Annotated in this window: 9 protein-coding genes; 8 read left to right on the forward strand and 1 reads right to left on the reverse strand. The window is 46.4% G+C overall.

The annotated features are described in order from the left end of the window. Window positions 1–2 precede the first annotated feature (2 nt). The 7 genes from G505_RS0117085 (at window position 3) to galU (ending at window position 6526) form a co-directional block, all read left to right on the forward strand. The gene (locus tag G505_RS0117085; protein WP_028110648.1) at window positions 3–1031 is read left to right on the forward strand and encodes a GHMP family kinase ATP-binding protein; all 1029 of its coding nucleotides are present in this window, start codon (window positions 3–5) and stop codon (window positions 1029–1031) included. Beyond that, window positions 1019–1606, forward strand: coding sequence for a D-sedoheptulose-7-phosphate isomerase (locus G505_RS22860; RefSeq protein WP_084644049.1), 588 nt, complete (start codon window positions 1019–1021; stop codon window positions 1604–1606). The genes G505_RS0117085 and G505_RS22860 overlap by 13 nt, the downstream gene beginning before the upstream one ends. Before the next feature lies 1 nt (window position 1607). Continuing rightward, complete coding sequence (locus G505_RS0117090; protein ID WP_028110649.1) at window positions 1608–2282, forward strand: nucleotidyltransferase family protein; 675 nt, start codon at window positions 1608–1610, stop codon at window positions 2280–2282. Then, window positions 2267–2821 carry a D-glycero-alpha-D-manno-heptose-1,7-bisphosphate 7-phosphatase gene (locus G505_RS22865; RefSeq protein WP_084644050.1) on the forward strand — a complete coding sequence of 185 codons (555 nt, stop codon included), beginning with the start codon at window positions 2267–2269 and terminating at the stop codon, window positions 2819–2821. The genes G505_RS0117090 and G505_RS22865 overlap by 16 nt, the downstream gene beginning before the upstream one ends. A gap of 328 nt (window positions 2822–3149) precedes the next feature. Further along, entirely contained in the window at window positions 3150–4172 is a 1023-nt protein-coding gene (gene galE, locus G505_RS22870) for a UDP-glucose 4-epimerase GalE (protein ID WP_084644051.1), read from the forward strand. A 99-nt stretch (window positions 4173–4271) separates the two neighbouring features. Then, window positions 4272–5438 (forward strand): nucleotide sugar dehydrogenase, encoded by a 1167-nt coding sequence (locus G505_RS0117100; protein WP_028110650.1) that lies wholly within the window; start codon window positions 4272–4274, stop codon window positions 5436–5438. A gap of 200 nt (window positions 5439–5638) precedes the next feature. Beyond that, window positions 5639–6526, forward strand: coding sequence for a UTP--glucose-1-phosphate uridylyltransferase GalU (gene galU / locus G505_RS0117105; RefSeq protein WP_245568397.1), 888 nt, complete (start codon window positions 5639–5641; stop codon window positions 6524–6526). 693 nt (window positions 6527–7219) lie between these two features. Here galU and G505_RS0117110 read toward each other — a convergent pair. Then, window positions 7220–8689, reverse strand: coding sequence for a capsule assembly Wzi family protein (locus G505_RS0117110; protein WP_028110652.1), 1470 nt, complete (start codon window positions 8687–8689; stop codon window positions 7220–7222). Between the two features lie 286 nt (window positions 8690–8975). On the opposite strand from G505_RS0117110, the gene G505_RS0117115 reads away from it, so the two are divergent. Next, complete coding sequence (locus G505_RS0117115) at window positions 8976–9221, forward strand: hypothetical protein (protein ID WP_028110653.1); 246 nt, start codon at window positions 8976–8978, stop codon at window positions 9219–9221. Window positions 9222–9914: the final 693 nt, after the last annotated feature.

Raw genomic sequence — 9914 nt, forward strand, 5'->3', positions numbered from 1 at the left:
AAATGAAAATTCGTAGTAGAGCCCCCTTACGTTTAGGACTTGCGGGAGGCGGGACTGATGTGTCTCCTTACAGTGATGAATTTGGAGGTTGCGTTTTAAATGCCACGATTAACATGTATGCTCACGCATTTATAGATGACGCAATTAATACTAATGAAGTTATTTTTGAAGCCAAGGACTTAGGTGTAACCGAAAGGCTATCCCTAGATGATGGAATTCAGCTTTCTGGCGAACTCTTGCTGCACCGCGCAGTATATAAGAGGGTCATGGAACAATTCAACGGTGGAAAATATATTCCTCTTCGTTTGACTACTCAATCTGACGCTCCTCCTGGTAGCGGACTTGGGTCATCGTCAACGATGGTCGTCGCTATGCTTGAAGGCTTTAGGCAACTGTTATCTTTGCCCTTAGGTGAATACGACATTGCTCATCTCGCGTTTGAGATCGAAAGGCAAGATTGTGGTCTTTCTGGCGGTAAGCAAGATCAGTATGCTGCCACCTTTGGTGGATTCAATTTCATGGAGTTTTATGCAGATGATCGCGTAATAGTTAATCCATTACGAATGCGTCGTTTCATTATTAGTGAGCTCGAATCTTCACTTATTCTATTTTTTACTGGAGCGTCACGCGATTCTGCGAAAATTATTGAAGATCAAATAAACTCAATTAAGAAAGATGATGGTAGTCGATTAGAAGCCATGCACAGAGTAAAGAAATCTTCTTATCGAATAAAAGAGTTACTTTTTAAAGCTGATATTCTTGGTGTTGCTAATGAGTTTAAGTCGGCTTGGGAATCTAAGAAGGCTACTTCATCATCCATATCAAATGCATTGATTAACGATATCGAAGGTGATGTACTTAAAAATGGCGCTTTATCACTTAAAGTCTCAGGGGCTGGTGGCGGCGGATTTATGATGATCTTTGTAGACCCTGAAAATAAAATCGATGTAGTTAAAGCATTGGATAAGTATGACGGTCATGTTCACAAGTTTCAATTCACCAATGAGGGAGCATACTCTTGGACAATCTAAGTTATATTAATAACTACTTGGCTAACAGTATTGAGGTTAAGCAAGCACTCGCGTCTAGTCCTGAAGTAAAGAAAGCTATCTCGATGGTAGCTGATCGTATTGTAGAAGCTTATAATAATGGGAATAAAGTTCTCCTAGCAGGAAATGGTGGGAGTGCTGCTGATGCTCAACATATAGCTGCGGAGTTTGTTAGCCGATTTTTTTATGATCGTCCAGGCTTGCCTGCTCTAGCTCTAACAACAGACACGTCTATGCTGACCGCTATTGGCAATGATTACGGATACGACAAGCTGTTTGCTCGTCAACTTCAAGCACAAAGTCGTCCTGGCGATGTTTTTATTGGTATTAGTACCTCTGGAAACTCCAAAAATGTTGTAGCGGCGATGGAATTGTCAGAAGAATTAGGAGTTACATCAGTAATATTATGCGGGGAGGGAGGAAAGCTTAAAGATATGGCAGATATTTCAATTTGCGTTCCTTCACCTGTCACGCCATATATTCAGGAAAGTCACATTTGTATAGGTCACATGATCTGTGCAATTGTTGAATCAAAAATTTTCCCAAAAGAGACCTAATATGTTTGAAGCAGCAATTTTAGCAGGCGGAAAAGGAACTCGACTAAAATCGGTAACTGGAGAGCTACCAAAGCCTATGGTTGAGATCAATGGCATTCCGTTCCTATATATGCTTATGAAACGTCTTGAAGAGCAAGGATGTAGTAAGATCGTTTTGTCACTAGGCTATCGGGCAGAGTACATTGTCGATCGGGTCAGTTCAGACGCTCCTGTACGTTGCCCTGTTGAATTTGCTGTGGAAGAAGCCCCTCTCGGTACGGGAGGGGCAATAAAGATGGCTGCAAAGCATATCTCGGCGGATAAATTCCTCGTAATTAACGGTGATACCTACTTAGATATTGATTATTTGTCGCTATTTTCTTATGCCGATAACTTTGATCTAACAATTTCGGGTATACATGTTGATGATGTAAGCAGGTATGGAACGTTAGAGTTAGACGAGTTTTTAAATGTTAAGCGGCTATGCGAAAAAGGAAGGATAGGCTCTGGTGTGATCAATAGTGGTACATACGTTGTTAGTACTAAAAAGATATTGAGCTTCAACGGAGAGCGCTTCTCTTTTGAGCAAGATTACCTTGAAGGCTTTAATGGTACATTCAAAGCCTTTGTTACTAACGGTCAGTTTATCGACATAGGCATACCAGAGGATTACTTTAAAGCATGCAAGATTCTTTGATTAAAGTTGCTTTTTTAGATAGGGACGGTGTTATAAATAAGGAAGTTAACTACCTTTTCGAGATTAAGCATTTTGAGTTTACTCATAAATGTATTGATGCTTTAAACATATTGGGCGAGTTAGGATATAAGATCATTGTTGTAACTAACCAAGCTGGTATAGCACGCGGTTTCTACACAGAGCATGATTATAAACTTTTGACCAATTGGTATTTGAAGGAACTACAAAGATATGGTGTGGAAGTTTTGGCAGTTTATCATTGCCCACATCATCCAGAAGGCAAGGTTGCTAAATTTGCTGAAGTTTGTAATTGCAGAAAACCAGCTCCGGGAATGATAAATGCGGCGATGAGAGATTTTGAAATTGATTTAAAAAATTCAATTATTGTTGGAGACAAAGAGAGCGACTGTGTTGCAGGAGCTCGCGCCGGAGTAGGAAAACAGTATTTAGTAAATAGCGGTCATGTTTTAAGAGAGCAAGACTATTCTAAATATGAAGTCTATGACAATTTGTATCAATTGGCCTTGTCTCTACGGTGATTAATATTTGGTGTTGAAGGCCCGAGCCTGTACTATCAGGTGCTAATTCGTCAGGTTTCGGAATAAATGGGATATAAGCGCCACGTAATTAATTGGAAGATTTTGTCTGCATGGGTAGTGTGCAGATAGACTGTCAAGGAAGTTAAGTTACTAAATTGGTTAAAGATTTATATAGTCGGGCTTTTCGATAGGTTAAGCAGTGGTAAATAGAGAAAGATGTATTTAAAGTTAAAGGGTTTGGATTTTTAAGGCGATAATCGGAAAGCTTTTTGTTTTCGGTTGCGTATAAAGTGTGTTTTTAGTAGTTGTTATTTTCAGAGGCGGCCAAATGTCAGATTCAGTATTGGTAACAGGTGGGGCGGGGTATATAGGGAGTCACACGGTTGTTGAGTTACTTCAATGTGGTAAAAGCGTAGTTGTGGTAGACAACCTATCTAATAGTTGTGCTGAATCTTTAGCGAGAGTAGAGAAAATTACAGGGAAGAGCTTGATATTTGTTGAAGGAGATGTTCGTGACCAGGCCTTGTTACGAAAAATATTTTCTCAATATAGTATTAAATCTGTTATGCATTTTGCTGGGCTTAAAGCTGTAGGCGAGTCTGTTACTCAACCACTACGTTACTATGATAATAACGTAGTGGGCACAATGAAACTTTGTGAAGTTATGGCTGAATTTGGTATTTTTGACTTCGTGTTTTCGTCTTCTGCAACTGTTTACGGTGATCCTGACTCGTTACCCATAAGAGAAGACTTTCCTGTCGGCAGGACAACGAACCCATACGGAACAAGCAAATATATGGTTGAGCGAGTACTCCAAGATCTATATTTGTCCGATAATAGGTGGAATATAGCGTTGTTGCGTTACTTTAATCCAGTTGGTGCGCATGAAAGCGGCCTGATCGGAGAGGACCCCAATGATATTCCAAACAACCTTATGCCATTTATAAGTCAGGTTGCTGTAGGTAAGAGAGAAGTGCTCTCAGTTTTCGGTAGTGACTATAATACTGAGGATGGAACTGGCATAAGAGATTATATTCACGTAGTTGATTTAGCTCAAGGCCATTTGAAAGCCCTAGAAAGGCTATGTTGTAGTCCTGGTGTAGTAGTCTATAACCTAGGCACAGGAAGTGGCACTAGTGTTTTACAAATGGTAAAGGCGTTCGAAAAAGGAAGTGGACAGTCCATTCCCTATCAGTTGGTTGAGCGCAGACCTGGTGATATTGCCTCTTGTTACGCCGATCCATCGAAGGCTGAAAGAGAATTAGGTTGGAAGGCCGTCAGAGGTATTGATGAGATGACTCGAGATAGTTGGCGCTGGCAGTCTCAAAACCCCGATGGCTATATGGGTTGAAACAATAAGCCGGCGATAGAGTATTTAGTTTTTTCTACACTAGAATACTCCTTTATTGCTAAACTATCAGAGACTCAAAGTTAAAGTGGAAAAACGTTAATGAAGATTGCTATCGCTGGAACTGGCTATGTAGGCCTGTCCAATGCCGTGTTACTAGCACTGAGTAATGAAGTGGTAGCTCTGGACATTGTGCCAGAGAAGGTGTCTATGCTGAACAAGCGACAATCACCCATTGTAGACGCCGAAATTGAAAATTATCTGGCTAATCGAGAGCTTAATTTCAAAGCAACACTGGATAAAGAAGAGGCTTACCGTGGAGCCGCTTTCGTAGTGATTGCAACGCCTACTGATTACGATCCTCAGACCAACTATTTCAACACCAAGTCCGTTGAAGCTGTTATTCAGGACGTAATGGACATCAACCCTAAAGCGGTCATGGTGATCAAATCCACCGTACCGGTCGGATACACCCAAAGCGTAAAGGAGAAGTTCGGCTGCGAGAACATCATTTTCTCACCTGAGTTTCTGCGCGAGGGTAAGGCTCTTTATGACAATCTTCACCCATCCCGCGTCATCGTCGGCGAGCGCACAGCGCGAGCAAAAGTGTTTGCTGACCTATTAGTAGAAGGTGCTGAGAAGCAGAATATTCCAGTACTATTTACTGATTCGACAGAGGCCGAGGCGGTAAAGCTTTTTTCTAACACCTACTTGGCTCTTAGAGTTGCGTACTTTAATGAGCTTGATACCTATGCTGAGACTCTCGGGCTGAACTCTCGTCAAATCATTGAAGGTGTAGGCCTAGATCCCCGCATCGGTGATCACTACAATAATCCCAGCTTCGGATACGGTGGTTACTGTTTGCCAAAGGACACTAAGCAACTCAGGGCAAACTATCAGGACGTACCAAACAACATCATTTCCGCCATTGTGGATGCGAATAGAACTCGCAAGGATTTTGTCGCAGATGCTATCATCTCTAAAGACCCAAAGGTTGTTGGCATACATCGTTTGATCATGAAGGCTGGCTCCGACAACTTCCGTGCTTCCTCTATTCAAGGCGTCATGAAGCGCATCAAGGCTAAAGGCATTGAGGTGGTGGTCTACGAGCCAGTGCTTAAAGAGGAACATTTCTTTAACTCCCGCGTGATCACAGATCTGCAAGAGTTCAAGAAGGTTGCTGATGTGATTGTAGCAAATCGCCTGACCGATGACATCAAAGATGTTGCTGATAAGGTTTACACGCGTGACTTATTTGGTAGTGATTAGGACGGCCACTAAAACCTGTTTGTTGTTTTTAAGGAAGATAAAGGTTGAACAATTTGCTTGATATTCAGCCTTTTTTGTTATGGATCTGCAATGTAATTCTTTCACGCTGAATTAGTAAGACTTCCAAAGTCTACTGCAAGTGACCGATTGAGTCAGTAGTACCGCTTTGATATTAATTAGACATGTTTCGAGTAAACCAGATGATTTCTAAAGTAGTGATTCCTGTCGCGGGATTGGGAACCCGCATGTTGCCTGCCACAAAGGCTATTCCTAAAGAGATGCTTCCATTGGTAGACAAGCCATTGATCCAATACATCGTCAATGAGTGTGCGGCTGCAGGCTTTAAAGAAATTGTATTGGTTACTCACGCATCCAAAAATGCCATCGAAAACCATTTCGATACTTCTTTTGAGCTTGAGGCAACCCTGGAAAAGCGGGTAAAGCGCCAGCTTCTAGAAGAGGTGCAGTCTATCTGTCCTAAAGGTGTGACTATCATGCATGTGCGACAGGGTGAGGCTAAGGGACTGGGGCATGCCATTCAGTGTGCTCAGCCGTTAGTAGGTGAAAATCCATTTGCCGTGGTGCTGCCTGACGTGATTTTGGATGAGCACACTGCGAACCAGAAATCTGAAAATTTAGCTGCGATGAAGCAACGTTTCGTCGATACTCGCAGCAGCCAGATTATGGTTGAAGCAGTACCTCAGGAGGAGGTATCAAAGTACGGTATTGCAGACTGTGATGCTTCCGGCCTTCGTCCCGGAGAAAGTGTCCCGATGAAAGGCGTAGTCGAAAAGCCAGATGCTGAAGATGCCCCTTCTAATATGGCCGTGGTTGGGCGCTATGTGCTTTCTGGTGCTATCTGGCCCCTGCTGGAGAAGACTCCTCCAGGTGCCGGTGGTGAAATTCAATTGACCGATGCCATCGCAATGCTGATGGAATCGGAGATAGTTGAAGCGTTTCAGATGTCTGGTGAGTCCCACGATTGTGGCGATAAGCTTGGCTATATGAAAGCCAATATTGATTATGCTCTCCGTCATCCCGGTCTTGGTAATGAATTCCGCGAGTATCTGAAGTCTTTGGACTTGTGATTCTGTTCCGCTGAATTGAAAAAAGCGCTGCCCTGCAGCGCTTTTTTTGTTTTTGGGGTTAGTGCATCTAAAGAGCCTTGAAGGTAACTGGAGTCTGATCGACTGTACTTGATGAGGGAAAGCCACTGGGTCCCGGCATTCGCCGGGATGACGATTGTGCGGGGGGTGAGGAAGATTCTTCGTTGCTGATCTCTGTGCGGCCGGTGAGTGTCGAGTTCAGAGACGCTGGGTCCCGGCCTTCGCCGGGATGACGATTGTGCGGGCGGTGAGGAAGGCTCTTCGTTGCTGATCTCTGTGCGGCCGGTGAGTGTCGAGTTCAGAGACGCTGGGTCCCGGCCTTCGCCGGGATGACGATTGTGCGGGCGGTGAGGAAGGCTATTCGTTGCTGACCTCTGTGCGGCCGGCGAGTGTCGAGATCTGAGACGCTGGGTCCCGGCCTGCGCCGGGAAGACGATTGTGCGGGCGGTGAGGAAGGCTCTTCGTGCTAACCTCTGTGTGGTCGGTTAGTGTTGAGTTCACAGACGCTGGGTCCCGGCCTACGCCGGGATGACGAATGTGCGAGAGGTTGCTGAAGTGCTCCGTTGTTGTGCCTAGTGCCTTTGTTTGTGAAGGCTATAAAGTGGTCTAGCTCGAACGATGGCTGGATATTTGAAAGAAGGGCCAGGTACTGGAGAGTGCCTGGCCCTTTTTGCGTTAGAAGCGGTAGCGCCAGTCGGCCCAAACACTGCCGTCAGTCTTTGAGTCGATATCGTCTTCGTAGCTGGAGTGGTGGATCTCGGCACCCACTTCAAGGCGGCCCTTAAACAACGGCATGATGTAGCTGAAGTCTATCTGCTTCATTACTTCTGCTCGTTCAGCTACAGTGTTACCACCTGGGGAGGCCCTATTACTATTGTCGTGGTTCAGGTCCAGGTAACGAATGTTGGCTTTCCATTGGTGACCATTAGACATAAAGCCGACATGGCCCAGAGTGTAGGTATAGGCGTCGTTGTCGTATGTGCTTCCAATTGAACGGTTATTGTAACGATATCCGCTCTTATAGATAGAGTGTTCGTAGGTACAATTAAAGAAACCATTACACCATGCAGATGTGTCTGAGTATTCAAGGAAAGTACGAACTTGCTGCTCTCCGATTTGGTAGCTGATGTCGGCGCCGTAGACATAGCTTTTGGCCTGAAAGGGAGGGAATTTATCCAGCCCAAATGAGTCTTCGCCCATAGTCTCCCAATAGATGCCGTAGGGAGTGCCTCTGAAGGTGCTTCCCCAGCGCAAGTCTATGCCAGCGACTTGGTTACCAGGTTCTGGCTCACCATTTTTGGGGTTGTCATTCCCTGTGAGCATATCTCCCCAGGTACCTAGATCACAGGGCCTTCCTTCGCCGCAAATCTGGGCAGCTCGAGATACTCCTATCTCCAGCTGGGGAAGCGGCTTGGCGCTTGCTCGGAAGGTCCACAGTAGGGCATCTTCCACGTAGCGCTCGTCATCCATCAGGCTAATGCCTGTGGTCAGGGTCCAGGGGCCAATCCAGGAGAGCCATTTGGTCTCAAACGCATCAGCGCGGTTGCGGCTGAGCGACAATGTGGGCATAGGGCGGGCGTTGTTGCTCATCAGCAGGGCGCTGTCCCAGCCGGGACCCCACCATTTCTCCTGCATATCAGCGCTGAATACCCAGTTACCCAGAACCATGGCTATGTAGGAGCCATCAAAACGCGCCTTGTCGCCGTCTATGGGGTCATGGGCATAGGTGGCAGATAACTGCCCGGCAAAGCGGCTGCCCTGGTAGGCTACGGTGACGTTGGCTTCACCTTGCTCACGCAGTGGTGAACCAAAGTGTTGGAAGCGCGCTTCTTCCGTTGCGCCCCCAATGCCAACTTCGACAGAGGCGCCGGTTTTGGTGTCCATATAGGCGCGGTGCTGTACCCGGGTAAAGGCGGCACGGGCAGATGGGGAGAGATCACGCAGAGAGGTGTTTTCCAGGTCGGTCAGAATGCTTGCCCACATCAGCGGGAAGGTATTGACCGGAACCTTGATAACGCCCTCATCTGCTAGGCGTTGAATGTCTGCTCTCAGGTGCAGATCATTGGGGGATACCCAGGGGGCACTCATGGCCTGGGAGGAGCCAAGGGCGAGCAGAAGGGGGAGAAGGCGTAGGGGTTTGGTCATCTGTCGAACTCTGGTACAACAACTCAAAGGGGCGATTATATACAGTGGTGGCCGAATATCCTACGGAAATTACTGTGAACTTTGTGTAACCGTTTGAAAGCAAAGGGGCGTGACAACATGGGTAATATCGGTTCATTGACGTGTTCAGAGTCAATGGCTTCCGTCGTGCTGATGAAAGTTGAACTTTGCTTGTAAATATCAAGTGAATCAAACTGTTTGCGCATTGAACTAACGGTAACCATTTGTTAACTTGAAAGCCCCGCTTATGAGTCAAGGATGGCGAAGAATGAGGTACAAGGCACTGATTCCGGTTGTTCTGGCATTGATGGTGCTGGGCTGGATTCAGGTTCAGCAACAAGGTGAGAGCACAGCGGTACAGGCAACCAGCTACGAAGGCAGCCGTTTGAGTGCCGCAGAGCATGATAAGGCTCTTAAGGCGTTTCCCTTTCGTGCGGAAGTAACCGCGACCGAAGCCTCTGTTGAAGAGAGTGGTCCGGCCCAGGAGGGAGAGGGCGGTCCAACCAAGTTATAAGGCGCTGCTGTCCAAGGAGTGGATGCAGTAAAGAGCCCCGGCCCAGTCCGGGGCTTTTGCGTATTTGGGGTTTGAGTAGTCTTTCCGCGCTCGAAAGGCCCTGCGACGTGGATCTATTTCGGTTTTTTTTAAAGACACTGGATCCCGGCGTTCGCCGGGATGACGATTGTACGTGTGGTGAGTGAGCCTCTTCGTTGCTGGCTTCGGTGCAGTTGGTGAGTGTCGTTTCAAAGACACTGGGCCCTGACGTGCGTCAGGGAGACGATTGTGCGTGTGGTGAGTAAGTCTCTTCGTTGCTGGTATTGGGGTGATTATGCCGAATTGAAAGACATATATGGACGCCCCTGTAGTTGCAAGACATTGATGAGATCGGTTTGCGGACGTATATCCGGCGTCTGTATTACCTTCGGGAGGTAGCGCCACAATGTGGTCCGAACCTGGCCACCTACACGCTGGAACGACATTCTCTGTCGGTCTTATGTCAGGCTCTTGCCAGGCCGGATAACCGTTTTTCATCAAGGTATGCAAACTCAGGTTGCTCGGTACCCTCTATTCCTCTCGTCGTATGGAGGAAGTGATTATTTGGACACTGCGAAAGCGTGATTCAACTCGAACTGGCTGCCGCTGACTGTCATGCTCCAGGCAATCCGGGCCAGTTTATTGGCTAGGGCCACGATTGCCTTGCGCTTGCCC

Source organism: Ferrimonas futtsuensis DSM 18154, from assembly GCF_000422645.1.
GTDB classification, from domain to species: Bacteria; Pseudomonadota; Gammaproteobacteria; order Enterobacterales; family Shewanellaceae; genus Ferrimonas; species Ferrimonas futtsuensis.